This window comes from Microbacterium salsuginis, assembly GCF_012524205.1.
Classification (GTDB): Bacteria; Actinomycetota; Actinomycetes; order Actinomycetales; family Microbacteriaceae; genus Microbacterium; species Microbacterium salsuginis.
This window is the reverse complement of record NZ_JABACI010000001.1, coordinates 446484-470785: the sequence shown is the minus strand read 5'-3', so window position 1 is coordinate 470785 and position 24302 is coordinate 446484. Positions and strand designations below refer to the sequence as shown.

Annotated in this window: 26 protein-coding genes; 19 read left to right on the top strand and 7 right to left on the bottom strand. The window is 69.7% G+C overall.

Going from position 1 to position 24302, the window contains the following annotated elements; genetic code table 11:
* The first annotated feature begins 48 nt into the window (after window positions 1-48).
* The 4 genes from HF576_RS02300 (at window position 49) to HF576_RS02285 (ending at window position 3301) form a co-directional block, all read left to right on the top strand.
* The gene (locus HF576_RS02300) at window positions 49-339 is read left to right on the top strand and encodes a hypothetical protein (protein WP_168911160.1); all 291 of its coding nucleotides are present in this window, start codon (window positions 49-51) and stop codon (window positions 337-339) included.
* Window positions 340-474: 135 nt separating this feature from the next.
* Window positions 475-1080 (top strand): heme-binding beta-barrel domain-containing protein, encoded by a 606-nt coding sequence (locus HF576_RS02295; protein ID WP_168911159.1) that lies wholly within the window; start codon window positions 475-477, stop codon window positions 1078-1080.
* The gene (gene ygfZ, locus HF576_RS02290; RefSeq protein WP_168911158.1) at window positions 1080-2183 is read left to right on the top strand and encodes a CAF17-like 4Fe-4S cluster assembly/insertion protein YgfZ; all 1104 of its coding nucleotides are present in this window, start codon (window positions 1080-1082) and stop codon (window positions 2181-2183) included. Before HF576_RS02295 ends, ygfZ begins: the two co-directional genes overlap by 1 nt.
* A 5-nt stretch (window positions 2184-2188) precedes the next feature.
* Window positions 2189-3301: an FUSC family protein gene (locus HF576_RS02285; RefSeq protein ID WP_168911157.1), complete on the top strand. Its 1113-nt coding sequence runs from the start codon at window positions 2189-2191 to the stop codon at window positions 3299-3301.
* Here HF576_RS02285 and HF576_RS02280 read toward each other — a convergent pair.
* Window positions 3298-4140: a class I SAM-dependent methyltransferase gene (locus tag HF576_RS02280; protein ID WP_168911156.1), complete on the bottom strand. Its 843-nt coding sequence runs from the start codon at window positions 4138-4140 to the stop codon at window positions 3298-3300. The genes HF576_RS02285 and HF576_RS02280 overlap by 4 nt on opposite strands.
* An 80-nt stretch (window positions 4141-4220) precedes the next feature.
* Here HF576_RS02280 and HF576_RS02275 point away from each other — a divergent pair, with 80 nt between their 5' ends.
* The gene (locus HF576_RS02275; RefSeq protein ID WP_168911155.1) at window positions 4221-4970 is read left to right on the top strand and encodes a phosphoglyceromutase; all 750 of its coding nucleotides are present in this window, start codon (window positions 4221-4223) and stop codon (window positions 4968-4970) included.
* Between the two features lie 100 nt (window positions 4971-5070).
* Here the strand turns inward: HF576_RS02275 and phoU are convergent, their stop codons facing one another.
* Window positions 5071-5751: a phosphate signaling complex protein PhoU gene (gene phoU, locus HF576_RS02270; protein WP_168911154.1), complete on the bottom strand. Its 681-nt coding sequence runs from the start codon at window positions 5749-5751 to the stop codon at window positions 5071-5073.
* Window positions 5752-5915: 164 nt separating this feature from the next.
* Between phoU and HF576_RS02265 the strand changes: the two genes are divergently transcribed.
* Both HF576_RS02265 and HF576_RS02260 read left to right on the top strand, forming a co-directional pair.
* A complete protein-coding gene (locus HF576_RS02265; RefSeq protein WP_168911153.1) occupies window positions 5916-7133 on the top strand; it encodes a sensor histidine kinase in 1218 nt (405 codons plus the stop codon).
* The gene (locus tag HF576_RS02260) at window positions 7130-7813 is read left to right on the top strand and encodes a response regulator transcription factor (RefSeq protein WP_168911152.1); all 684 of its coding nucleotides are present in this window, start codon (window positions 7130-7132) and stop codon (window positions 7811-7813) included. Before HF576_RS02265 ends, HF576_RS02260 begins: the two co-directional genes overlap by 4 nt.
* A 35-nt stretch (window positions 7814-7848) precedes the next feature.
* Here HF576_RS02260 and HF576_RS02255 read toward each other — a convergent pair whose 3' ends face one another.
* Window positions 7849-8322, bottom strand: coding sequence for a DNA modification methylase (locus HF576_RS02255; protein ID WP_168911151.1), 474 nt, complete (start codon window positions 8320-8322; stop codon window positions 7849-7851).
* A 158-nt stretch (window positions 8323-8480) separates the two neighbouring features.
* Between HF576_RS02255 and HF576_RS02250 the strand changes: the two genes are divergently transcribed.
* Both HF576_RS02250 and ispD read left to right on the top strand, forming a co-directional pair.
* Window positions 8481-8963 carry a CarD family transcriptional regulator gene (locus HF576_RS02250; protein ID WP_127820162.1) on the top strand — a complete coding sequence of 161 codons (483 nt, stop codon included), beginning with the start codon at window positions 8481-8483 and terminating at the stop codon, window positions 8961-8963.
* A gap of 44 nt (window positions 8964-9007) precedes the next feature.
* Complete coding sequence (gene ispD / locus HF576_RS02245) at window positions 9008-10198, top strand: 2-C-methyl-D-erythritol 4-phosphate cytidylyltransferase (RefSeq protein ID WP_168911150.1); 1191 nt, start codon at window positions 9008-9010, stop codon at window positions 10196-10198.
* 12 nt (window positions 10199-10210) lie between these two features.
* Here ispD and HF576_RS02240 read toward each other — a convergent pair whose 3' ends face one another.
* A complete protein-coding gene (locus HF576_RS02240) occupies window positions 10211-10678 on the bottom strand; it encodes a GNAT family N-acetyltransferase (RefSeq protein ID WP_168911149.1) in 468 nt (155 codons plus the stop codon).
* A 48-nt stretch (window positions 10679-10726) separates the two neighbouring features.
* Entirely contained in the window at window positions 10727-11656 is a 930-nt protein-coding gene (locus HF576_RS20675) for an EamA family transporter (RefSeq protein WP_168911148.1), read from the bottom strand.
* A 41-nt stretch (window positions 11657-11697) separates the two neighbouring features.
* Here HF576_RS20675 and cysS point away from each other — a divergent pair, with 41 nt between their 5' ends.
* Together cysS and rlmB are read left to right on the top strand one after the other, a co-directional pair.
* Window positions 11698-13149 carry a cysteine--tRNA ligase gene (gene cysS, locus HF576_RS02230; RefSeq protein WP_168911147.1) on the top strand — a complete coding sequence of 484 codons (1452 nt, stop codon included), beginning with the start codon at window positions 11698-11700 and terminating at the stop codon, window positions 13147-13149.
* Entirely contained in the window at window positions 13146-14138 is a 993-nt protein-coding gene (rlmB, locus tag HF576_RS02225) for a 23S rRNA (guanosine(2251)-2'-O)-methyltransferase RlmB (RefSeq protein ID WP_168911146.1), read from the top strand. Before cysS ends, rlmB begins: the two co-directional genes overlap by 4 nt.
* Before the next feature lie 28 nt (window positions 14139-14166).
* On the opposite strand, the gene HF576_RS02220 is transcribed toward rlmB, so the two are convergent.
* Complete coding sequence (locus tag HF576_RS02220; protein WP_168911145.1) at window positions 14167-14553, bottom strand: RidA family protein; 387 nt, start codon at window positions 14551-14553, stop codon at window positions 14167-14169.
* A gap of 1 nt (window position 14554) precedes the next feature.
* Window positions 14555-15982, bottom strand: a complete 1428-nt coding sequence (locus HF576_RS02215) for an amidohydrolase family protein (protein WP_168911144.1) — start codon at window positions 15980-15982, stop codon at window positions 14555-14557.
* Between the two features lie 327 nt (window positions 15983-16309).
* Between HF576_RS02215 and HF576_RS02210 the strand changes: the two genes are divergently transcribed.
* The 8 genes from HF576_RS02210 (at window position 16310) to HF576_RS02175 (ending at window position 24297) form a co-directional block, all read left to right on the top strand.
* The gene (locus tag HF576_RS02210) at window positions 16310-17203 is read left to right on the top strand and encodes a cupin domain-containing protein (RefSeq protein ID WP_168911143.1); all 894 of its coding nucleotides are present in this window, start codon (window positions 16310-16312) and stop codon (window positions 17201-17203) included.
* A complete protein-coding gene (locus HF576_RS02205) occupies window positions 17200-17907 on the top strand; it encodes an SDR family NAD(P)-dependent oxidoreductase (RefSeq protein ID WP_168911142.1) in 708 nt (235 codons plus the stop codon). Before HF576_RS02210 ends, HF576_RS02205 begins: the two co-directional genes overlap by 4 nt.
* 43 nt (window positions 17908-17950) lie before the next feature.
* Window positions 17951-19339: a M24 family metallopeptidase gene (locus tag HF576_RS02200; RefSeq protein ID WP_168911141.1), complete on the top strand. Its 1389-nt coding sequence runs from the start codon at window positions 17951-17953 to the stop codon at window positions 19337-19339.
* A 198-nt stretch (window positions 19340-19537) separates the two neighbouring features.
* Window positions 19538-20404: an ABC transporter permease subunit gene (locus tag HF576_RS02195; RefSeq protein WP_168911140.1), complete on the top strand. Its 867-nt coding sequence runs from the start codon at window positions 19538-19540 to the stop codon at window positions 20402-20404.
* A complete protein-coding gene (locus tag HF576_RS02190) occupies window positions 20404-21489 on the top strand; it encodes a branched-chain amino acid ABC transporter permease (RefSeq protein ID WP_168911139.1) in 1086 nt (361 codons plus the stop codon). The genes HF576_RS02195 and HF576_RS02190 overlap by 1 nt, the downstream gene beginning before the upstream one ends.
* Window positions 21486-22787 carry an ABC transporter substrate-binding protein gene (locus HF576_RS02185; RefSeq protein ID WP_168911138.1) on the top strand — a complete coding sequence of 434 codons (1302 nt, stop codon included), beginning with the start codon at window positions 21486-21488 and terminating at the stop codon, window positions 22785-22787. The genes HF576_RS02190 and HF576_RS02185 overlap by 4 nt, the downstream gene beginning before the upstream one ends.
* Complete coding sequence (locus tag HF576_RS02180) at window positions 22784-23587, top strand: ATP-binding cassette domain-containing protein (protein ID WP_168911137.1); 804 nt, start codon at window positions 22784-22786, stop codon at window positions 23585-23587. The genes HF576_RS02185 and HF576_RS02180 overlap by 4 nt, the downstream gene beginning before the upstream one ends.
* Window positions 23584-24297, top strand: a complete 714-nt coding sequence (locus tag HF576_RS02175; protein WP_168911136.1) for an ATP-binding cassette domain-containing protein — start codon at window positions 23584-23586, stop codon at window positions 24295-24297. Before HF576_RS02180 ends, HF576_RS02175 begins: the two co-directional genes overlap by 4 nt.
* Window positions 24298-24302 lie beyond the last annotated feature (5 nt).

Sequence of the window (24302 nt, the reverse complement as noted above, 5' to 3'; positions counted from 1 at the left end):
GACATCCGGTCTGGTGCGCGCGGGTCCCTCGTGCGCGAAGATAGGCGTGTGGCTGTGCCGGAACTCGCTCCCCGTCGAACGCTCGGCGGCGTCATCGCCGTGTGGGTCCTCGCGGCTCTCATCGGCGTGGTGGTCGGTGTGTTCGCGGCGGCGCAATGGCGCGGCGCATGGCTCGCGGTCGGGCTCGGCGGATGCCTCGTCGCGGCGTTCGCGATCCAGCTGTGGTCCGGCCGTTCGCAGGGCTTCACCGAGCGGGTCGCAGCCAGCGTCCTCGGGGCCGCCCTGGTGATGGGCGTCATCAGCCTGGGATTCGGTCTCGCATCGATCGTTCCCGGCTAGACTCGTTCGCATGGATCTCGTCGCGCTCGAACTGTTCTTCGTGGGCCTGCTCGGCCTCGCGTCGCTCGCGATCGTCTTCGTGTCCGCGGTGGTCGTGAAGAACCTGTACCGCGGCCAGCGCTGACGGGTCGCGTCGTGATCGAGCTGCCGACCGACCTTCCCGCCGACCTCGTGCCCCTGTCGTGGCTCGTGGGAGTGTGGGACGGCACCGGCGTGATCGACTACGGCGATCACGAGTTCACCGGCGAGTTCACGCACCGCGTGAGCTTCAGCCATGACGGCGGCGACTATCTGAACTACTCGGCCGAGGCCTGGCTGCACGACGACGGCACCCCTGACGGCTCGCGCACCCGCCTCGTCGCAGAGATGGGCTACTGGCGACTCTCGCGCCCTGCGGGGGACTCGGATGCCGGTCCGGGCCTGCTGCCGCCGGCAGCGCCCTCGGTGTCTCGCACCGCCGACGACGTGGAGCTGCTGCGCAACCCGGAGGGCGGGTTCGACATCGAGGCCGTCATCGTCCACGCCGACGGGGTGAGCGAGCTGTATCTCGGCCAGATCCGCGGACCCCGCATCGATATCGCGACCGACGCGGTCGTGCGTCCTGCCGGCGCGAAGGCGTACGCGGCGGCCACTCGGATGTACGGCCTCGTCGACGGCCACCTGCTGTGGGCGTGGGACATCGCCGCCCTCGGCCACGAACTGGGCGCCCACGCGTCGGCGCGTCTCGCGCGGGCCGAGTGATGGGCGCCGCGTACTCGGAGCTGCCCGGCGCCGTCATCGACGAGGCCGGCCTGCAGCACCTCGGCAACCCGGTCGTGGAGCAGCGTCGCCTGGCCTCCGGCGAGGCGCTGGCCCCCCTCGGCGACCGAGCCGTGCTCGCGGTGTCGGGTGAGGACCGGCTCTCGTGGCTGGATTCGCTGTCGTCGCAGTCCCTCGCGCATCTGGCGCCCGGTGTCAGCACCGAGATGCTCGTGCTCGACCCGCAGGGACGCGTGGAGCACGCGGCATCCGTCCTCGACGACGGCGAGACGACCTGGCTCATCGTCGACCGGGGCGACGCCGAGGGGCTGCTCGGCTGGCTCCGCAAGATGCGCTTCCGGCTGCGCGTGGATCCTCGCGAAGCCGATGACCACGCTGTCGTCGGCGGGACTCCTGCGGCGCTCGCGAACATCAGCCCGGCAGCGCCGGCCGGGCTGCCGCTGGTGTGGACCGACCCGTGGCCGGCCGTCGCGGTCGGCGGGCACGCGTACGCGGCGGTCGAGCCGCACCCCGGCGCCGACCGTGCGTGGGCCGAGGCGATCGTCACGCACGAGGAAGAGACCCGGATGCTGCAGGCCGCCGTCGCCGGTGACCTCGCGCTGGCGGGGCTCGTGGCCGCCGACGCGCTGCGCGTGGCGGCTTGGCGCCCGCGCTGGGCGAGCGAGGTCGACGAGCGCGCACTGCCGCACGAGGTGGACTGGCTGCGCACCGCCGTGCACCTCGAGAAGGGCTGCTACCGCGGCCAGGAGACCGTCGCGAAGGTGCACAACCTCGGACACCCGCCTCGGCGCCTCGTGGCGCTGCAGCTGGACGGCAGCAACAGCGTTCTTCCCGTCCGCGGCGCCGCGGTGCGGGTGAACGGCGACGAGGTGGGAGCGGTGACCTCCGCCGCGTTCCACCACGAGGAAGGCCCCATCGCCCTCGCCGTGGTGCGGCGCTCGGTCGCCGTCGACGCCGAGCTCACGGTCGACACCGAGGACGGCGTGATCGCGGCGGCGCAGGAGGTCGTGGTGCCACCGGACGCGGGAGCGACGGCCAACGTGCCGCGTCTGACCAGGCTCTCGCGCCGGCCGGCGGCCCAGTAGGCGCCGTGAGCGGCGACGCCGACTCGGCTCCGGTCACCCGGGCGGTGCCGACGGGGTGGCGGGCACGCCTGGACCTGCGACCGAACATCGGGCGTGTGCGGGACTCGGCGATCGCGATCGTTCAGATCACCGTCGCCGCCACCGCCGCGTGGGCGTTCTCGCTGTACGTGCTCGGGCATCCAGCGCCGCTGCTGGCGGCGACGGTGACGATCTCGAGCCTGGGGCTGGTGCGCGACGCGCGACCGCGGCGCGTGCTCGAGACGGTGATCGGGATGCTGGTGGGCATCGTGGTCGCGGACGCGTTCGTGCTCGTCGTCGGCCCCGGCTGGTGGCAGCTCGCCCTCGCGCTGGGTGCGACCTTGTTCGTCGCCCGATTCCTCTCGCCCTACCCGCCGTTCGCCATCATGGCCGCCGTGCAGGCGGTCATCGTCATGTCGCTGCCGGCCGCCCAGCCCTTCGATCGCCTGATCGACGGCGCGGTCGGCGGGGTCGCGGCGCTCGCGGCGACCGCGCTCATCCCGCGAAACCCGCGTCGCGAAGAGGTGCGCGACGGGCGCACCGTCTTCGCCGCGGCCGCCGACGCCGCGCGCACGATCGTCCAGGCCCTTCGTCGCGGCGACGGTCTGCGGGCGGCGCGGGGCCTGGAGAAGGCGCGCGCGATCGCACCGCACGTCGACAACTGGCGGGCATCATTGGAGTCGAGCATCGCCGTCTCGTCCTTCTCGCCGTGGCTGCGTCCGCAGCGCGCCGAGCTGAGGCGCCATCGCGCCGTGCTGGACGCGATGGATCTGGCCACGCGCAATCTCCGGGTCGTCGCCCGTCGCGCGGTCTACCTGTGCGACGACGGGCAGCGACGGCCCGTTCTGGCCGAGGTGCTGGCCGACCTCATGCGCGCAGCGACGCTGGTGGAGGAGAGCCTCGACGACATCTCGCTGCAGCCCGTCGCGCGCGAGGCCGTCCGCGTCGTGGCAGCCCGGCTCGACCCGCGCGCGATCCTGCCGGACGGATCGATGAGCGAGCAGAATCTCATCACCGCGCTGCGCCCACTGGCGGTCGACCTGCTCACCGCGACGGGGATGACCTCGGTCGACGCGCGCGCCGTGCTGCCGCGCCTCTAGTCCGCCGCACGCGGGGCGACGGCATCCCACGGCACCGTCAGCTCGCCGAGCCGCCAGCGCGAACGTTCCTGCAGCGGCCATCCGGATGCCTCCATCGCGGCCAGGCTCGTCCGCCACCGGTGCTCGGCTCCGAACGGGGACACCGACGCGGCGCGCTCCCACTCTGCGTCCAGCGCGGTCAGCAGAGCATGCACGCGCTCGCCGGGCACATTGCGATGGATGAGAGCCTTGGGCAGGCGCTCTGCGGCGATCGAGGGATGCTCCAGTCCGGCGAGCCGGAGCGAGATCGTGAGTGTCAGCGGCACGGCGTCCGGGCCGACAGCGACCCACGTGACGATGCGGCCGAGCTCGTCGCACGTGCCCTCGACGAGCAGCCCGTCCGCGGCGAGGCGCACGGCCATCGACGCCCATGCCGGGCCGACCTCGTGCTCGTCGTACTGGCGCAGGACATTGAAGGCGCGGATGACCGATGGCCGCCGGTCGCCCGGCAGCGGGATCTCGAAGCCGCCGCGCGCGAACGACACGCGCGCATCCGGTGCGAACGACGTGCGCCCTGCACGCACCTCGGCGAGCTGCTCGCGGGCGCGCGCCACTCGCGCCGGGTCGATCTCGAGCCCGAGCACCTCGACCTCGGGCCGCGCACGGGCCAGGCGCGCGTGCAGCTCGAGCGCGGTGACTCCGCTCGCGCCGTAGCCGAGGTCGATCACGAGCGGGTCCGGCGCACGCCGCAGCGCCGGATGCCGGGCGATCCAGCGGTCCACGCGGCGCAGCCGGTTGGTGCCCGTCGTCCCGCGCGTGATCTGTCCGATCACGGCCGGTGACGAGCGGGCGGAAGGCATGATCCCATCGTCCCACCGCGAGCTGTCGCCCGACCGTCACCGGCCGGGGGAGTGTGCCCGGCGCGGATATCATGGGGGCCATGACCGCGCCCTACACGCTGATCCTCCTCCGACACGGCCAGAGCGAGTGGAACAAGACCAACCAGTTCACGGGCTGGGTCGATGTCCGCCTCACCGAGCAGGGCAAGGCCGAGGCCGCGCGCGGCGGTCAGCTGCTCGCCGAGTCGGGCATCCTGCCGGACGTCCTCCACACATCGCTGCTCAGCCGTGCGATCCAGACCGCCGACATCGCGCTAGACACCGCGGATCGGCTCTGGATCCCGGTCAAGCGCACGTGGCGTCTGAACGAGCGCCACTACGGTGCCCTGCAGGGCAAAGACAAGGCGCAGACGCTCGAGGAGTTCGGTCAGGAGCAGTTCATGCTGTGGCGGCGCTCGTTCGACGTTCCGCCGCCGCCGCTGCCCGCCGACGACCAGTACAGCCAGGCGGGTGACCCGCGCTACATCGGCATCGACGGCGAGGTGCCCGACACCGAGTCGCTCAAGCTCGTGATCGACCGCATGCTGCCGTACTGGCACAGCGACATCGTCCCCGACCTGCGGGCGGGCAAGACGGTGCTCGTGACCGCGCACGGCAACTCGCTGCGCGGCCTCGTGAAGCACCTCGACGGCATCAGCGACGCCGACATCGCGGAGCTGAACATCCCTACCGGCATCCCGCTGGTGTACCGCCTCGACGAGGACCTCACGCCGATCGGCGCCGGGGAGTACCTCGACCCCGAGGCCGCGGCCGCCGGTGCTGCCGCGGTCGCCAACCAGGGCAAGGCCTGACCCGTCGCCCGTTGAGCGAGCGAGACGAAACGCCCCGGACGCATCCAGGGCGTTTCGTCTCGCTCCGCTCGCTCAACGAACGGCGTAGAGACCTACCGGCCTACTCCTGCGGCGCGACGATGTCGATCGCGTCGGTCGACGTGGTCCAGTCGCCTGTCGAGAGGTAGGCGACCTTCTTCGCGACCGACACGGCGTGATCGGCGAATCGCTCGTGGTAGCGGCTGGCCAGCGTCGCGTCGACGGTCGCCGACGCCTCGCCCTGCCAGCTGTCGCTGAGGACCTTCTCGAAGACCGACAGGTGCAGCTCGTCGAGCTTGTCGTCGGCGTTGCGGATCGCCTCGGTCATCGCGAGATCCTGCGTGCGCAGCAGCTCCGCCAGCTGGCGGGCCACCTCGACATCGAGCTCGCCCATCTTGAGGAACGTGGACTTCAGGCCCTTGGGGATCGCGCGCTCGGGGAACCGCATGCGCGTCAGCTGCGCGATGTGCTCGGCGATGTCGCCCATGCGCTCGAGCGAGGCGCTCATGCGCAGCGCGCTCACGACGATGCGCAGGTCGCGCGCGACCGGCTGCTGGCGGGCGAGGATCTCGATCGCGAGCTCGTCCAGCGCGATCGCCTTCTCGTCGATGACGGCGTCGGCCTCGATGACCTCCTCGGCGAGCGCGACATCGCTCGTGCCGAAGGCCCGTGTCGCCTTGTCGATCGCCACCGTCACGAGTTCGGCGATCTCGACGAGACGTCCCTGGACGTCTTCGAGCGACTGGTGGAACACTTCGCGCATGCGAGCACCTTTCTGATTCCGGGCACGCACCTGCCCCGCGCCTCGGCGATTCTCGTCAGCGAAGGTTAACGGATGGTGCCGCCGTGGTGAATAGTAGTCGGCGCCCCTCGGTGCTCCCCGGCGCCCGGACGGAAGCCCGTCCGGCATGCCCCTACGCTGTTTGCATGCACACCACGCAGCTCGCGCTGCTGGCCCTCCTGGCGGGCATCGTCATCGGGGCTTCGATCTCGGCGGTCATCGTCGTCTCGCTGCGTGCACGCGATCGCGCGCGCGCCGAGACCTCGCTGGACATCCCCGACGGCGTCCGTGAAGTGCTGCACGGCATGGACGACGCGGCCGTCGTGGTGGACGCCTCGTCGACAGTGCTCGCGGCGTCGGCCGCTGCTGTGCCGTTCGAGCTGATCGAGGGCAGAGCGCTGCCCTCGGACGAGTTGCGTGCCGTCGCACGGGGCGTGCGCAACAGCGACTCGACGGCGACCGAGACCCTGCGGCTGCGCCGCGGCGCGCCCCCGGCAGAGCCGCGCCTGGTGGTGGTGCGCGCGAGCCGCATCTCGCCTCGACTCACCCTCCTCGTGCTGCGCGACATCACCGAGCGTGAGCGGGTCGAAGAGATGCGACGCGACTTCGTCGCCAACACCAGCCACGAGCTCAAGACCCCGGTCGGCGCGGTCAGCCTGCTCGCCGAGGCGATCGAGTCGGCCGCCGACGATCCGCCGCAGGTGCGCATCTTCGCCGCACGGCTGTCGGCCGAGGCATCCCGTCTCGCGCTGCTCACGTCGCGCATCATGAACCTCTCGCGACTGCAGGCCTCGGACGAGCTGACCCAGCAGGACGTGTCGGTCGACGAGGTCGTCGCCTCCGCGCTGGACGCCCACGCCATCCAGGCGGACTCGGCCGGGGTGGAGGTGGTGCGCGGCGGATCCCGCGGCGTGTACGTGCGCGGGGATGCGCAGGTGCTCAGCGAGGCGGTCGGCAATCTGATCGCGAACGCCATCGCCTACTCGCCGCGCGGCTCGAGCGTCGGGATCGGCGTGAAGGCCGCAGAAGGCATCGTCGAGATCGCCGTGACCGACCGAGGCATCGGCATCGCCGAAGGTGACCAGGACCGCGTGTTCGAGCGCTTCTACCGTGCCGACCCGGCACGCGCCCGTCGCACCGGCGGAAGCGGTCTGGGCCTGTCGATCGTCAAGCACGCGGTGCAGCGCCACGGCGGTGAGGTGCGGCTGTGGTCCCGCCCGGGCCGCGGCTCGACCTTCACCATCCGCCTTCCCCAGATCGAGGCGCCCGCCGCCGATTCCTCGCCCAAGCGGGGCCGCAAGAAGAAGCGGCCGACCGCCGGTGCGACCTCACGCCCGCTTTCCACGAACGGAGACCCTGCATGACCCGCGTTCTGATCGTCGAGGACGAGCCCGACCTCTCGGACCCGCTCGCCTACCTGCTGCGGCGCGAAGGGTACGACGTCGAGATCGCCGAAGACGGCCCCGCCGCGCTCACGGCGTTCCGCGAGCGCGGTGCCGACATCGTGCTCCTCGACCTCATGCTGCCCGGGATGCCGGGAACCGAAGTGTGCCGGCAGATCCGCACGACCTCGGCCGTTCCCATCATCATGCTGACGGCCAAGGACTCCGAGGTCGACATCGTGGTGGGGCTCGAGCTCGGTGCCGACGACTACGTCACCAAGCCGTACTCGGCGCGGGAACTGCTGGCACGCATGCGGGCCGTTCTGCGGCGGTTCTCGCAGCTCGAGACCGATCTCGAGGACCGCGTGCTGGAGGGCGGCCGCGTCGTACTCGACATCGACCGCCACACGGTGGCCGTCGAGGGCGCCGAGATCAACATGCCCCTCAAGGAATTCGAGCTGCTCGAGGTGCTCATGCGCAATGCCGGCCGAGTGCTCACGCGCGGGCAGCTGATCGACCGTGTGTGGGGGAGCGACTACTTCGGCGACACCAAGACGCTCGACGTGCACATCAAGCGCATCCGCTCCCGCATCGAGCAGAACCCCAGCTCGCCGGAGATGCTGGTCACCGTTCGCGGGCTGGGCTACCGCTTCGAAGGCTGACGGACCGAGCTCCGCCCCGTGTCGGGCGGGGCGGTTCAGGGGGCCAGCGGCGCCAGGTAGTCCAGGCTGCCGTCGAGCACGGGCACTGAGACCAGGACGCCCTCGGCGTCGCCGGACTGGAAGTATCCGTCGATGTCCTGACCGGGCAGGGTGTCGAGGTCTTCCAGCAGGATCGGATCCTCGTCCTCGGTGCCGAGGCTCACCGTCGTGTTCGCGGGCACGCGCACCGACAGGGTGATCTCGGACTCCGCGCCGCGGAACTCGATGTTCAGCGTCTGGGATTCCTCGGTGTCATTGACCAGCGCGGCGACGAAGTTGCCCTCGGAGCCGTCCTCGGTGGCGACGATCTGCGCGTTCCGGACCTCGACCGGGCCGGCGCCGTAGACGTTCGTGCCCTCGGCGCCGGAGTATTCGATCGTGGTCGCCTGCGGCGAGATCATGCTGCATCCGGTGGCGGTGAGGACGAGCGCGGCTCCGATGGCGAGCGACGCGATGGGGCGCGAGTACACAGATCCTCCCGGGACGGATGACGGCTTCCCATGCATTCTATGGGCACGCCGTCGGCGGCGTGGTGAACGGCTCCGCGGGCGGTCCCCACCCCGGGGGCGGAGAACCTTAGCGTATTTCTCCTGTGGTATCCTGGAGGTTGCCGAAAGGACATAACTCCATGCTTTTTGAGGTTGGCGAGACGGTCGTTTACCCCCACCACGGCGCGGCAACGATCATCGAGGTCAAAGACCGAATCATCAAGGGCGAGACGAAGAAGTACCTGAAGCTCAACGTCACGCAGGGCGACCTGATCATCGAGGTCCCCGCTGAGAACGTCGACCTCGTCGGCGTCCGCGATGTCATCGGCAAGGAGGGCCTCGACAAGGTCTTCGAGGTGCTGCGCGCTCCCTTCACGGAGGAGCCGACCAACTGGTCGCGCCGCTACAAGGCCAACCTCGAGAAGCTCGCCTCCGGTGACGTCATCAAGGTCAGCGAGGTCGTGCGCGACCTGTGGCGTCGCGACCAGGATCGCGGCCTGTCGGCGGGTGAGAAGCGCATGCTCGCCAAGGCGAAGCAGATCCTGATCTCCGAGCTCGCGCTCGCCGAGAAGACCGACGAGGAGCAGGCCAGCGTGATCCTCGACGAGGTGCTCGCTTCCTGACGCGGCTGTCGCCCGCACGCACACCACGCCGGTAGCGTGGACGTGTGAGCCTGCCTTCCGTCCCGCGCGTGGGTGTCGTCGTCGTCGCGGCCGGATCGGGCACCCGCCTCGGTGCGGGTGGACCCAAGGCATTCGTCGCGATCGACGACCGCAGCATCCTGCGCCACGCGCTGAGCGGTGTTCTCGCCGCGCCCCGCGCGGATGTGGTCGTCGTCGCGCCCCCCGGTCGTGAGGACGACGCGCTCGCCGACGTGCGTGCCGCGGCGGGTGATCGGGCCGGAACGGTCGCGGTCGTCGCCGGTGGCGCGACTCGTCAGCAGTCCGTCGCGGCGGGGCTGGCAGCGCTGTCGCCCGAGGTCGAGATCGTGCTCGTGCACGATGCGGCGCGCGCACTCACGCCGCCCGAGGTCTTCGATCGGGTCGTCGCGGCGCTCCGGAGCGGGGCGGTGGGCGCGATCCCCGTGCTCCCGGTGATCGACACCCTCAAGCGGGTGGCCGGCGACGAGATCGTCGCCGCCGTGGACCGCTCCGAGCTGTCGGCCGCACAGACGCCGCAGGGATTCCGTCGAGACGTTCTCGACGGGGCATATGCCGCAGCCACCGAGGACTTCACGGACGACGCGGCGCTGGTCGCGGCGGCCGGGCATGCCGTCATGGCCGTGCCGGGGCATCCGCTCGCCTTCAAGATCACGACCGCCGCCGACCTCGATCGTGCACGCCACCTCGTCGCGCCACTTCCTGCGGCGGGTCCCACCGTCGCGGCTGTGCCTCGCGTGGGCATGGGAACGGATGTGCATGCATTCGGGGGCGACGGTGACCTGTGGCTCGCGGGCCTGCACTGGCCCGGCGAGCCTGCTCTGTCGGGTCATTCGGACGGGGATGCCCTCGCGCATGCGATCGTCGATGCACTGCTGGCCGCTGCCGGCCTCGGCGACATCGGAACGCATTTCGGCACCGATCACCCGGAGTATGCGGGGGCCCATGCCGACGTCTTCCTGGGCAGGACGCTGACTCTCCTGCGCGAAGCCGGCTGGAGCGTCGGGAACGTCTCGGTGCAGGTGCAGGCGAACCGTCCGCGGTTCGCCGCTCGCCGTGACGAGGCCGAGCGCACGCTGTCAGCGGCGCTCGGGGGTGCGGCGGTGTCGATCTCGGCGACGACGACCGACGGCCTCGGCTTCACCGGCCGTGGCGAGGGCGTCGCGGCGTTCGCGGTCGCCGTCGTCGTCCCGGCGTGACACGCGCTGTGGTCAGAGCTCGCGCGTCATGAACACCGAGAACGGGTCGAGCGCGTAGTCCGCGAACGGACCGCAGGTCGCGAACCCCTCGCTCTCGTACAGTCGCTGGGCGGCGAGGAATTCCGCCGTCGCGCCCGTCTCGAGCCAGAGACTGGTCATGCCCCGCTCGCGGGCGGTGGCCATGATGTGCCGCAGCAGCGCTCGCCCGACCCCGGCGCCCCGGAACCGGTCGCTCACCCGCATGGACTTCACTTCGCCGCGTGCCTCGTCGAGCGTCTTCAGTGCGCCGATGCCGGCGATCTCGCCCTCGATCCACGCCGACCAGATGGAGACGGACGGATGCTGCAGAGCGTCGATGTCGAGAGCGTGCACGCTCTCCGCCGGCGAGGTGTCGTGCATGCCGGAGAGGTGGAAGGCGACCAGGCGCCTCGTCTCGTCGCCGGAGAGGTCGTCGGTGCGGATCTCGATGGTGCGCTGCATGTCGCGCCCAGTGTGCCACGGCCGCGTTGCCGCGATGTTTCGCGCCCCTCACGCCTCGACGGCGTAGGGAGCGGGATCGCGTGGACTGCGCGAGCCCCACGCGAGCAGGGCGAGGCCTGCGGCGAGGACGACGAGCCCCACGATCGCGAGCGTCGAGAGCCGTTCGCCGAGCACGGCGATCCCGAGCACGCTGGCGGTGAGCGGCTCGCCGAGCGTGAGGGTTGCGGCGGTCGCCGCGGTGAGGCCGCTGAGCCCCCACGTGAACATCACGTACGCGATGGCGATGGTGGCAAGGCCCAGCCACATTGCCATGACGAGGCCGCGGGTCGTGCCCAGCCATGCGAGGTCGACGAACGGCAGCGCCAGCGCGCTCAGCGCCGCGGAGCTCGCACCCATGCCGCCCACGACGGTGAACGGATCCCAGCCTTCGTCGAGCAGGCGTCGCTGCGCGTTGGCGATGACGGCGAACGACGCGCCGGCGCCGACCGAGCCGAGCAGGCCGACCGCGTCGGTGCCTCCGGCGCCTCCGGCATCGCCCCCGAAGCCGAGGAGCACGACGCCGATCGTGGCGAGGGCGGTGGCGCCCATCCACGTAGGCGACGGCATCCGTCGCGTGAGCGCCCATTCCAGCAGACCGGCGAGGATCGGAGCGGAGCCCAGTGCGACGACGGTGCCGACCGCGACGCCGTTACGGGCCGTGCCGAGGAAGAACAGCGGCTGGTACACCGCCAGGCAGACACCGGTGAGCACCATGAGCGCGATCGGGCGCAGGCCCGGAGCCGGACGGCTCGCTTCGGCGGGGCGCCTGCGGGCGTGGCGGGCGGCGAGCGCGAAGGCGAACACGGCGAGGCCGGTTCCGCCGATGACCATCCTCATGACGCCGATGGACAGCGGCGTCGTGCCCTCGGGACCCAGCGCCTGGGACGTGCCGGTGGTGCCGAACAGCACGGCGGCGGCGAGGACGGCGAGCACGTGCACGCTCCCATTTCTAGCGGATACGCGGCCGGTAGGCTGGTGCGGTGACGGTTCAGCTGTATGACACCAAGGCGCAGGTCCTGCGCGACTTCGTGCCACTCGACCCCGGAAACGTCACGATCTACGTGTGCGGGCCGACGGTGCAGTCCGCACCGCACATCGGCCACCTGCGGGGCGCGCTGAGCTTCGACATCCTTCGTCGTTGGCTGACGCACCGCTTCGGCCGCGTCACCTTCGTGCGCAACGTGACAGACATCGACGACAAGGTGCTCGCCAACGCCACCGACGGCGAGCCGTGGTGGGCCCTGGCCTATCGCATGGAACTCGCCTTCACGCGCGCCTACACGGCGATCGGCATCCTTCCCCCGACCTACGAACCTCGCGCCACGGCATCGATCCCGCAGATGCAGGAGCTCATCGATCGGCTCATCGCGGCCGGCCACGCCTATGCCGCGCCGGCGGATTCGGATGCCGCGGGCGACGTGTACTTCGACGTGAAGTCCTGGCGCGACTACGGGGAGCTGACCCGGCAGAGTCTGGACGCGATGGAGCCGGCCGCCGACGCCGATCCGCGTGGCAAACGCGACCCGCGGGACTTCGCCCTGTGGAAGGGTGCCAAGTCCGAGGAGCCCGCGTCGGCGACGTGGGAGTCGCCGTGGGGTGCCGGGCGGCCCGGCTGGCACATCGAGTGCTCGGCGATGTCGCGGCGCTACCTCGGCCCGGAGTTCGACATCCACGGCGGCGGCCTCGACCTGCGCTTCCCGCATCACGAGAACGAGCTGGCCCAGTCGGCGGCCGCGGGCGACCGCTTCGCGCGTTACTGGGTGCACAACGGCCTGGTCACGGTCGGGTCGCAGAAGATGTCGAAGTCGCTGTTCAACTTCGTGCTGGCCGAGGACGTGCTGCGCGAGCGCGATCCGCTGGTCGTGCGTTACGCACTCGCGGCCGCCCACTACCGGTCGAGCCTGGACGTGACCGACTCGTCGTTCGACGAGGCGGAGGCGGCCGTCGACCGGATCCGGGGCTTCCTCGAGCGTGCGCTCCGCACGCTGCGCGAGGAAGAGGCCGACGTCCGCGTGGACGCCGAGGTCCCGCCCCGGTTCGCCGCTGCGCTCGACGACGACCTCGGCGTGCCGCAGGCGCTCGCCGTACTGCATGAGACGGTGCGCGACGGCAACACCGCCCTGGACGCCGGCGACCGCGAGGCGGCGCTGCGCGCCTTCTCGGAGGTCGCGGTGATGACGGGCATCCTCGGCATCGACCCGCTCGACCCCCAGTGGGCGTCGACGGATGCCTCGGCCGAGGCATCCGCTCTGGACACCCTCGTGCAGACCATGATCACGCAGCGCGCCGACGCGCGCGCAGCAAAGGACTGGGCGACGGCCGACCGCATCCGCGACGCGATCGCGGCGGCCGGCATCGCCCTCGAAGACACGGCGGAGGGTACTCACTGGACGCTGTCCGGTGAGCGTCCGCCCACGAAGGAGAACTCATGAACAAGGCAGGACGCCCCGGCGCGAGCAGGGGCAAGAAGAAGGGGCCCACGAAGGGCACCGGCGGCAAGAACAAGCGCTCGCTCGAGGGTCGTGGCCCGACCCCGAAGGCCGAGGATCGCGCGTGGCACCCGGCGGGCAAGCGCAAGGCCGCTGCTGAGCGCTACGCCGCAGCCGGTGGCAAGGGCGCGCCGGGCACGTCGTCGGCGCGCTCGTCGCGTCCGGCGAAGAAGGACGACGACACCGAGACCGTCACCGGACGCAACTCGGTGCTCGAGGCGCTGCGCGCCAAGATCCCGGCGACGGCTTTCTACATCGCGCAGCGCGTCGAGATGGACGACCGCGTCAAAGAGATGCTGTCGATCGCGACCCACCGCGAGATCCCGGTGCTCGAGGTCACGCGCCCCGAACTCGATCGCATGGCGGGCTTCGACGGCGTGCACCAGGGCGTCGCGCTCAAGGTGCCGCCGTACGAGTACGCGCACCCGCAGGACCTGCTGGAGCAGATCATCGATCGCGGCCAGACGCCGCTGCTGGTCGCGCTAGACGGCGTGACCGATCCGCGCAACCTCGGGGCCATCATCCGGTCCACGGCAGCCTTCGGCGGGCAGGGCGTGATCCTGCCGCAGCGCCGGTCGGCCAGCGTCAACTCGGCAGCCTGGAAGACCAGCGCCGGCGCAGCCGCGCGCATCCCCGTCGCGATCGCCGCGAATCTGACCTCGATGCTCAAGGAGTTCAAGAAGCAAGGGGTGTTCGTCCTCGGCCTCGACGGCGGCGGAGACGTGTCGCTCCCCGCGCTCGAGCTCGCCGACCGTCCCGTCGTGATCGTGGTCGGCTCGGAGGGCAAGGGCCTGTCGCGGCTGGTGACCGAGACGTGCGACCAGATCGTGTCGATCCCGATCTCGGCCTCCACCGAGTCGCTCAACGCCGGGATCGCAGCATCCGTCGCCCTGTATCAGGTCGCCACCACGCGGGCACAGGGCGGGAACTGAGCGGACGCCGTCGGCGGCGGTCGCGGAATCAGACGGCAGCGATCGCGTCCACCTCGATCTGGGCGCCGCCGACCAGTGACTGAACGCCGATGAGCGTGCTCGCCGGCAGCTCGTGCGTGCCCACGATGCGGTCTCGAGCCGACCGCCAGACCGCGAGGCGCCGCTCGTCGAGCCCGACGATGTAGACGTTCACACGCACGAGGTCCGCGAATGACGCGCCACCGGCCTCGAGCGCCCGGCGCAGCTGTGCGTAGGTCAGCTGGACCGCGCGCTCGAAATCCGCAGGTGCGGATCCGTCGTCCTCGTAGCCGACGGCTCCGGAGACGAACAGCAGGTCACCGGATGAGACGCGGACGCTGTCGGAGATTCCCGGGAAGACCGGTGCCGGGTTGCGGACGAGTCTGTCGGGGGCCATGTCAGTCCTTGTACTGGTAGGGGTTGTACAGCACCTCCGGCTCGGGGATGTCGGGGAACTGTCCCGCCTTCCAGTCGTCGCCCACCTCGCGTTCGAGGTATGCCACGGTCTCATCGAGCTTCGCGCGGACTCCCGCCAGGTCTCCGGCGACCACACGGCCCTCGCGCTTGACGACCTTGCCGCCGACCAGCACGGTGTGCACGTCGCCGCGCTGCGCCTGATAGACGATCTGCCCCCAGGGATTGATCAGCGGGGCCCACGTGGGGGAGTGCTCGTTCTTGAGCAGCACGACGTCCGCGAGCTTGCCGACCTCGAGCGAGCCGATGAGGTCGTCCTTGCCGATCGCCTTGGCACCGCCCCTCGTCGCCATCTCGACGACCTCCTGTGCGCGCAGCTTGACGTGGGTGACCGTCTCGGCGGGCTCCAGCTGATGCGCCAGGAAGTGCTCGAGAGCACGGTCCGCGTTGACGGTGGCCCGCATGGCGGAGAAGAGATCGGCGCTGAACCACACGCTCGTGTCCACCGAGAGCGAGGCCGGGATGCCGTAGCGCCGAAGGTGGTGAAGGGGCGGGTATCCCTGTCCGCAGGTGTCCTCCGACTCGGTGGCCAGCGACACGTTGCCTCCCGTCGCGGCGATCTTCTGGTAGCTCTCGGCAGAGAGCGAGGCGGCATGGACGTAGGTGAAGCCCTCCTCCATGACGCCGGCGTCGTAGGCGTTGCGGATGCCCCAGTCATTGGTCGCGCCCCACACTCCGGCGTGGGTGGTCACGCGCAGCCCCAGATCCTTGGCGACACGGTAGGCCGCGAGCTCGGGGAACTCCTCGTTCTGATTCGGGACGTCGAACGCGATCTGGGTGCCGAACATCCGCGAGTCGTCTCGCGACTTCTCCAGGAGCGCCCGCACGGCGGGGTCAGCCGTCCATTCCCACGGCGACTGGTGGATGTTGCCGTAGGCGAAGACGAAGCGCCCCGGTGAGGACACGAGCGCGTCGAATGCGGCTTCGCCGTGCTCGACGGTGCGCAGCCCGTGCGACCAGTCGACGCTCGTCGTCACTCCCGACTCGACGGCGTCCAGCGCCGAGATCAGATTGCCCGCGGCGTAGTCCTGAGGGCGGAACTTCGCCCCGTGCTGCAGGTAGTACCAGACGAAGTACTGCGTCAACGTCCAGTCGGCGCCGTACGCGCGCATCGCCGTCTGCCACATGTGCCGGTGCGTGTCGACCATGCCGGGCATCACGATGCCGCCGCCGGCATCGATCTCGAAGGCGTCGTCCGGCGCCGCCACCTCGACGCCGACCTCGGCGATCCTGCCGTCTTTGACCAGCACGTCGCCGCGAGGCAGCACAGTGCGGGAATCATCCATCGTGAGGACGATCCCATTGCGGAACACGATCGGCTGGCCGTCGCGCGGGGACGGTGAATCTGTCATCGGTGATCTCCTTCGATCAGCGGGCTGAGCCAGATGAGGTGCGTTGCGGGCCGGGGTCGTTCAGTCACTGTGGCGTTAAGCGGCTGTGCAGTGACGACGAACGTCGCAACGGGACCAGCATGACGCATTCATGCGCATATGGGTAGGGGCAGATGTCACTCGTTTCGCGAGCGAGAAGGGTCTTCCCTGCTTGACAACCGCCGCCCGTGGGCGTTTACATGGGTTCAGTGTGACTGAACAGTGGATGAAGCGGGATTCTCCCGTCATCCCGGTGTCACACCGCGGTGCGATGGCGCGCCGTGAAGGGCCGATGCAAGGAGGCAGCGCATGGCGCGGTTCGTCGTCCGACGGGCACGAGAGGCCGAGTACACCGATCCGGGGGCGCTCGCCCCGGGCGCCGAGGGCGTGACCCGTTGGCGGGCCGTCGGCGAAGCCGACGGTGCCGCGCACACGGACTTCGGCATCACGCGATTGGACGTCGGCGGTCGCATCCCGACGCACGTGCATTCGTTCGAGGAGAGCTTCCACGTCCTCGACGGCGAGGTGATCCTCGCCACCCCGGAAGCCACGGTCCACCTGGTCGCCGGCGACTACGGCGTGATACCCATCGGCGTGCCCCACGCCTGGCGGGCGGTGGGTGAGCATCGGGCGGAGTGGTCGGACCTGTTCACGCCTCCCGCTCGCGCACGGCATGGCTCTGACACCTACCGCGTGGCCGACCTCGCCGACGTCACGCCCGTCGCCGTCGATCCGCGCGATCCGCGCACGCGTTCGTTCGGCAACATCACGGCCGATCACATGAATCCCGGGCGGCAGTCGCAGGAGCTGCTGGCGGTGTCGGCGAGTATGCGCACCGCTCTGCTCGTCTACAGCGGGATCACGCTCAAGATGATGGTCGACTCCGACCTCGGCGCGACGCTCGGAACGATGTTCATGGTGCAGTACGAGCCCGACGGCAAGGCCGGCACGCACGACCACCCCCTCGAAGAGGCGTACCTGATCACCGAAGGCCAGGTGGCGGCGACGTTCGACGGTGAGGAGTTCCTCCTCGAGACGGGCGACATCGCGTGGGCGGGTGTGGGCTGCGAGCACTCGTTCGCCGCCACCGGTGCGCCGGTGCGCTGGCTCGAGACGCAGGCCCCCCAGATGCCGCCGCGCCACGCTTACCGCTTCGCACGGGATTGGCAGTACCTGGAAGAACGACTGGAGGAGGAACTGTGAGCGGACGGACGATACTCGTCGCCGGCGGGTCGTCGGGCATCGGGCTCGAGCTGGCCAAGGACCTGGTGGCCGGAGGCGATCGCGTGATCGTGACCAGCCGGAGCCGCGAAACGGCCGACGAGGTCGCCGCGGGGCTGGGCGCGAACGCGACGGGCGTGGCGCTGGACGTCTCAGAACCGGAAGGCATCGCGGATCAGCTGCGGGACGTCCCTGCCCTCGACGGCGTCGTGATGGCGGCGATCGAGCGAGACGCCAACACCATCCGCGACTACGACATCGCCCGCGCCCGGCGGCTCATCACCCTCAAGCTCATCGGCTACACCGAGACGGTCCACACGCTGCTGGATCGGCTGACGTCGAGCGTCGAGACGGGGATCGTGCTGTTCGGCGGTCGCGCGAAGGATGCTCCATACCCCGGGTCGACCACGGTGTCGACCATCAACGGCGGCGTGGACGGGCTCATGAACACCCTCGCCCACGAGCTCGCACCGATCCGCGTGAACTCGCTCCATCCCGGAATCATCGGCGACAGCCCATTCTGGGCGGGCAAGCCCGACGGGGTGCTCGCGGGGTACGAGAGCCGTACGCCGGGCGGCAGCCTGGCGACCATGGCCGACGTCGTCGACGCCGTGCGGTTCCTGCTGTTCAACAGGGGCGTCTCGGCTCACAGCCTGAATGTGGACCGCGGCTGGCGGATCACGTGATCGGCCGGACCACGACGGGACCCCACACGAGAAGGAGCGGATCATGAGCATCGCCACACGCGGCACGATGGGCGTCGACTGGGAGGCCCGCGTCGATTTCGAGCGGCTGCGCGACGAGCGCCTGGCGCGCCTGCACGCCGAGCTGGAGCGTTCGTCGCTGGGCGCCGTGCTCGCGTTCGACTTCAGCAACATCCGGTACGCGTCGGCGACGCACATCGGCACGTGGGCGATGGACAAGCTCATCCGCTTCTGCCTCGTCACGCGCAAGACCGACCCGATCGTCTGGGACTTCGGCTCTGCCGCCAAGCACCATGATCTGCTCAATCCGTGGCTGCACGAGACCCACATGGAGGCGGATGCCGATCCGCACGCACCGCATCATGGTGCGAAGCGACCGCGCCTGGAGTCGGGCGCGCGAGCGGGGATCTCCACTCTTCGCGGTGCCTTCCCGCCGGGAGCCGGCATCGCGGAGGAAGTTGCGCGCAAGATCCGGCGTGAGCTCGAGCGATTCGGGCTGCTCGGCGAGCCGCTCGGTGTGGACGTGGTCGAGCTGCCGATCCTGTTCGCACTGCAGAAGGAGGGGATCGACGTCGTCGACGGCCAGCAGGTCTTCATGGAGGCACGCCGGATCAAGACGCCCGACGAGATCACGCTCCTCACGACTGCCGCATCGATGGTCGACGCGGCATACGACCAGCTCTACGAGTTCCTGCGTCCGGGTGTGCGTGAGAACCAGGCTGTGGGACTCGTCGCGAAGTCGCTGTACGACCAGGGCTCGGAGTACGTCGAAGGCGTCAACGCCATCTCGGGGGAGCGCTGCGCGCCGCACCCGCACGTGTACTCCGATCGCGCCGTGCGGCCGGGCGACCCGGCGTTCTTCGACATCCTCCACTCGTTCAACGGGTATCGCACGTGCTACTACCGCACGTTCGCCGTCGGGTCGGCCAGCCCGGCGCAGGTCGACGCGTACAGGCGGGCGAGGGAGTACATGGATGTCGCGATCGCCGCCGTGCGGCCCGGCGCGACGACCGCTGACATCGTGAAGCTGTGGCCCAAGGCCGAAGAGTTCGGATTCCCGGACGAGGAGGCCGCCTTCGCTCTGCAGTACGGGCACGGGGTAGGTCTCTCCATCTGGGAGAAGCCGATCTTCTCCCGGCTCACCTCGCTCGACCACCCCGAGGTGCTCGAGGAGGGGATGGTCTTCGCCCTCGAGACGTACTGGCCGGCCGCCGACGGGTGGGGCGCCGCTCGCATCGAGGAGGAGGTCGTCGTCACCGCCGACGGCTGCGAGGTCATCACGAAGTTCCCCGCCGAGACCCTGCTCGTCGCCGGCGGCGGACGGTACTTCACCGTGAGCGGCGCGCTTCCCGGCATCCGTGATTCGCAGTCCCACCTCAACACTCCCGAGGGCCGGGGCGAGTCCCAGGCCTGACAGAGGCGGGGCCTGTCGTCACGGCCCCGCCTCTTTCCAGCGGTGTGCCCACAGACTGATCGTTTGCCACCGGTACTGTGCACTCACAATTGATCAATTGTGCAGTGACACTTGACAGAGGTGAGAAGCATTGGTTCACTGGGGGGCACCAGCGGTCCCGCAGGCACTCCCCGACGACGTGGAAGGTCCGATACATCGGTGTTCGAACCCGTCTTCCTGGCACAACAGGTGCTCAACGGATTGAGCTTCGGCGCTCTCCTCTTTCTGCTCGCGAGCGGTCTGACGCTCGTGTTCGGTCTCATGCGGATCGTCAACATGGCGCACGGCGCGTTCTACATGCTGGGCGGGTACATCGGCGTCGTCATCGCGACGCTGACCGGAAACCTGCTGCTCGCCGTGATCGTCGCGATCATCGTGGTCGCGGGGACGGCCTTCATCGTGGAGGTCGTGCTGCTCCGGTTCGTGCGTGGCCAGGAGATGCCCGAAGTCCTGCTGACCATCGGCGTCTCGTTCGTGATCGCCGATCTCTGTCTCGCCGTCTTCGGCGGTGACCCGCAGAATCTGCCGGCTTCGGTGAAGATCCCCGGCGCCCTGATGATCGGCGAGTTCATCTACCCCTGGTACCGCATCTTCGTGATCGCCGTCGCGGTGGTCATCGGGCTGGCGCTCGCGCTGGTGCAGTACAAGACGCGTGTCGGTGCGATCGTGCGGGCCGGCGTGGACGACCGCGAGATCATCACCGCGATGGGCATCAACATCAAGTGGGTGTTCACCGGCATGTTCGTCGTCGGGGCAGCTCTCGCCGCCATCGGCGGCACGATCGGAGCGGGAGTGCAGAGCATCCTCCCGGGTGTTCAGAACGAAGTCCTGCTGTACGCGCTTGTCGTCATCATCATCGGCGGCCTCGGCAGCATCCCCGGCGCCGCCATCGGAAGCATCCTCATCGGGCTCATCGACGCCTTCGCGAAGGCGTGGATACCCGAGCTGGCGTACTTCACGATCTTCCTGCCGATGGCGCTCGTGCTGGTGCTGCGCCCGACCGGCCTGTTCGGAAAGGCAGCTTGATGAGCAACCGCATCGTCGAGACCAAGACGGTCCGGACCTTCGGCATCCCGCGCAACTCCCGGGCCATGACGATCAACCTCGTGCTGCTGGGCGCACTGCTGGTCCTCGCGATCGCCTTGCCCTACCTGGGCGTCTCGGGATTCGCGGTCTCGCTGACCTCGACGATCCTCATCGCGGCGACGCTGGCCTCCAGCGTCAACTTCCTGGCCGGTCAGGGCGGGATGGTGTCGCTCGGTCACGCCGGAATCGCCGCGGCAGCCGCCTACGGCGCGGGCTGGGCCTCCCGGCAGGGGTTCGATCCGGGGATGCAGGTCGTCTTCGCACTCGGTCTGACCCTCTTCGTCTCGCTCGTCTACGGACTGCTGTCGATGCGGACCAACGGCATCTACTTCCTCATGGTGACGCTGGCCGTCGGGATGCTCATCTACGGCCTGGCCTTCCGGCTGTCGTCGGTGACCGGCGGAGAGAACGGGATCTCGGGCATCCAGCGCCCTGAGTGGATGGCGTCGTACTGGATGTTCTATTACGTGGTGCTGGGTGCCTTCGTCGTGCTGACCGCGGCGCTCTGGGTGGTCGGCAACTCGCCGTTCGGCGCGAGTCTGCGCGGCGTCCGCGACAGCGAGAGCCGCATGCGGAGCCTCGGCTACAGCGTCGCCTCCTACAAGCTGAGCGCTTTCATGATCTCGGGCACGGTAGCGGGCCTGGCCGGACTCCTGTCGGTGTGGCACACGCATTTCGTGAGCCCGTCGTCGGCAGGCGTCGACCGCTCCGTCCACCTCATCGTCATGGTGATCCTGGGCGGCATCGGCACGCTCCTCGGCCCGCTCATCGGCGCCGCCGTCGTCGTCCTGGTCGAGACCGTGCTGTCGAGTTACGTCGACCGCTGGCCGACGGTCCTGGGGCTCATCTTCATCCTCGTCATCCTCTTCGCGCGCGCCGGCATCGCCGGGAGCACGCGCAAGCTCGTCAATCGCCTTCGCAGGCGTCCCACCTCCGCACCACCGGGTGACGGAGGACCACCACCGGAACCACCCGGGTCCGATGCATCACACACACAGCAAGCACGTCGAGAGGATCTGTCATGAAGTCAACGTCGACCTTCCTGCGCCGCCGAGCCGTGGCCGCCGCGGGAATCGCCGCCGCCGCTGCGCTCGCCCTGACGGCCTGCGCACCGCCCGGAGCCGCCGAGCCGTCGGGGGACGCGTCCGCGCCCGCCGGTGAGACCGGAGCCCTCAAGGTGGGCTACATCTCGCCGACGACCGGCAACTTCGCCGTCGCCGGCCAGGAGATGGTGGACGGCTGGAACCTGTACTGGGAGACCCAGGGCAACGAGGTGAACGGCGTCACGATCGAGACCATCGTCGAGGATGATGCGGGCAACCCGGAGACCTCCCTCACGAAGGCGCGCAAGCTGGTCGAGCAGGACGAGGTCGACGTGATCGTCGGCCCCCTGATCGCCAACACCGCGCTCGCCGTCGCCGAGTACACGGCAAGTGTCGGGGTGCCGAACCTCCATCCGGTGGCGGCATCCGACGACCTCACGCAGCGCAACGCCAACGACCTCACCGTTCGCACCGGCTCGATGGGTGGATCGCAGGCGAACTACCCCGGCGGCGAGTGGGCGGCCACCGAGGGCGGATTCGACACGGCGGTCACGCTCTGCGCCGACTACGCATTCGGCTGGGAGTCGTGCGCAGGATTCGTGCAGGGCTTCGTCGAGAATGGCGGAGAGGTCGTCGAGCAGATCTGGTTCCCGAACTCGACGACGGACTTCTCGACCTATGCGTCGCAGATCCAGGCGGCGGATGCCGATGTCGTGTATGTCGCGACCGCCGGTGGCGCACCCGGTCCGAACTTCCTCAACGCGTACCTCGGCCTCGGTCTCGACATGGACAAGCTCCTGGTGAACTGCTGCGCCGCCGACCAGGGGACGCTGCGCACGATGGGCGACTCGATCATCGGCCTGAAGTCCATCAGCTACTGGGCGGAGGGACGTGACAGCGAGGTCGTCACCGAGTTCATCGAGGCCTACAAGGAGTTCTCGGATGGCAAGGTTCCTGGCGCCTATGTGGCCGGCGGCTACATCACGGCGTCGCTCGTGGCATCGGTGCTGGAGGAGAACGGTCTGGTGACGGGCGAGGAGCTGGTGTCGGCCATCACCGAGTACACCTTCGAGGACAGCATCTTCGGCCGCGTCCAGTGGGACGAGTACAACAACACGGTCGGTCCGGTCTACATCCGCGAGGTGGAGAAGCTCGACGACGGGAACCTGTACAACGTCCCGATCGCCACCTTCGAGGACGTCGACCAGTGGCTCGGGCGCACGCCCGAAGAGGCGCTCGCGCAGCCGACGTACTCGCAGACCTTCCAGGGGCTCGAGTGACAGAAGCGACGACGGCGAAGGCCCCGGATCCGGCAGGGTCCGGGGCCCCAGCCCCCGCGCTCGTCGTCGCGGGCCTCGGCAAGCGGTACGGCGGCGTGCAGGCGGTCGACGACATCTCGCTCGACCTGGCCCCCGGTGAGCGGATGGGGGTCATCGGGCCGAACGGTGCCGGCAAGACCACGCTGTTCAAGATGATCGCGGGCGACGTCGGTCCCACGACGGGCACCATCGAGCTGTTCGGCCGCGACGTCACCAAGCTGTCGACGGCGCGCCGAGCCCGCCTGGGTGTCGGCCGCACCTTCCAGGTCTCCAACCTGTTCCGCGAGATGACCGTTCTCGACAACGTCCGCGTCGCGGCGCGGGGCGGATCCCCGAAGGCGCGGGTGTTCTGGCGCGTGCAGGGCCGGCGCGACGAGGTGACCCAGGAGTCGACCATGATGCTGGAGTCGGTGGGGCTTCACGCACGCCGCGACGACACGGTCGCGGATCTGTCCCACGGCGAGCAGCGCCAGCTCGAGATCGCGATGGCGCTGGTGAGTCGCCCGACGATCCTGCTGCTCGACGAGCCCGCCGCCGGTTTGAGCGCCGTGGAGCGGACCACCCTCCGCCGCCTCATCGAGGAGCTCCCTCGCACGCTCCCCATCCTCCTCATCGAGCACGACATGACCCTCGCCCTCGGCCTCACCGATCGCGTCATGTGCATGGAGAACGGCAAGCACGTCGTCACCGGCACCCCGGACGAGGTCCGCGACCACCCGACGGTGAAGGAGATCTATCTGGGAAGGCGCGACAAGAAGTGACTCTTCAGGTCAAGGGACTGCACGCGGGGTACGCGACCGCGGGCGTGCTGCACGGCGTGGACTTCGCGGTCGCCGACGGTCAGTCCGTGGCATTGCTGGGGCGCAACGGGATGGGCAAGACGACACTGGTGCGCACGATCTGCGGACTTCGGCCACCGACCGTGCAGCACGGCACGATCGAGTACGACGGCGTCGACATCACGCGCAAGCCGAGTCATCTGATCTCGAGGGCCGGAATCGCCATCGTCCCTCAGGGGCGTCGCGTGTTCGGCTCCCTCACGACGCTGGAGAATCTCACCGTGGTCCGGCGGTCGAAGCCGTCGCGGGGCGAGACGTGGACCGTCGAGCGCGTGTTCGAGTTCTTTCCGCGCCTCGCCGAGCGCTCCGGCTCGATGGCGCGGTCGCTGTCGGGAGGCGAGCAGCAGATGCTCGCGATCGGCCGAGCCCTCATGACGAATCCGACGCTTCTCATCATGGATGAACCGAGCGAGGGGCTCGCCCCCAGCGTGCTCGACGTCATCCAGGACCGGCTCGCGGGCCTGCGCACCTCTGGCCTCTCGATCCTGATCGCCGAGCAGAACGTCGACCTCGCGCTCGACATCGCGGAGCATGTCATCGTGATCGACGACTCGGGCACCATCGCGTGGTCGGGTTCTCCCGCAGAGCTGCGCGCCGACGGCCGGGTGCTCGAGAAGCACCTGAGCATCTGAGGCGG

Coding starts and splice junctions, on each gene's coding strand:
- HF576_RS02200 (WP_168911141.1), top strand. CDS start 17,951: ATGAGCATCGCCACACGCGGCACGATGGGCGTCGACTGGGAGGCCCGC.
- HF576_RS02240 (WP_168911149.1), bottom strand. CDS start 10,678: ATGCAGCGCACCATCGAGATCCGCACCGACGACCTCTCCGGCGACGAG.
- HF576_RS02220 (WP_168911145.1), bottom strand. CDS start 14,553: ATGGCCCCCGACAGACTCGTCCGCAACCCGGCACCGGTCTTCCCGGGA.
- HF576_RS02250 (WP_127820162.1), top strand. CDS start 8,481: ATGCTTTTTGAGGTTGGCGAGACGGTCGTTTACCCCCACCACGGCGCG.
- HF576_RS02210 (WP_168911143.1), top strand. CDS start 16,310: ATGGCGCGGTTCGTCGTCCGACGGGCACGAGAGGCCGAGTACACCGAT.
- phoU (WP_168911154.1), bottom strand. CDS start 5,751: ATGCGCGAAGTGTTCCACCAGTCGCTCGAAGACGTCCAGGGACGTCTC.
- HF576_RS02185 (WP_168911138.1), top strand. CDS start 21,486: ATGAAGTCAACGTCGACCTTCCTGCGCCGCCGAGCCGTGGCCGCCGCG.
- HF576_RS02265 (WP_168911153.1), top strand. CDS start 5,916: ATGCACACCACGCAGCTCGCGCTGCTGGCCCTCCTGGCGGGCATCGTC.
- HF576_RS02280 (WP_168911156.1), bottom strand. CDS start 4,140: ATGCCTTCCGCCCGCTCGTCACCGGCCGTGATCGGACAGATCACGCGC.
- HF576_RS02275 (WP_168911155.1), top strand. CDS start 4,221: ATGACCGCGCCCTACACGCTGATCCTCCTCCGACACGGCCAGAGCGAG.
- HF576_RS02215 (WP_168911144.1), bottom strand. CDS start 15,982: ATGACAGATTCACCGTCCCCGCGCGACGGCCAGCCGATCGTGTTCCGC.
- ygfZ (WP_168911158.1), top strand. CDS start 1,080: ATGGGCGCCGCGTACTCGGAGCTGCCCGGCGCCGTCATCGACGAGGCC.
- HF576_RS02260 (WP_168911152.1), top strand. CDS start 7,130: ATGACCCGCGTTCTGATCGTCGAGGACGAGCCCGACCTCTCGGACCCG.
- HF576_RS02190 (WP_168911139.1), top strand. CDS start 20,404: ATGAGCAACCGCATCGTCGAGACCAAGACGGTCCGGACCTTCGGCATC.
- rlmB (WP_168911146.1), top strand. CDS start 13,146: ATGAACAAGGCAGGACGCCCCGGCGCGAGCAGGGGCAAGAAGAAGGGG.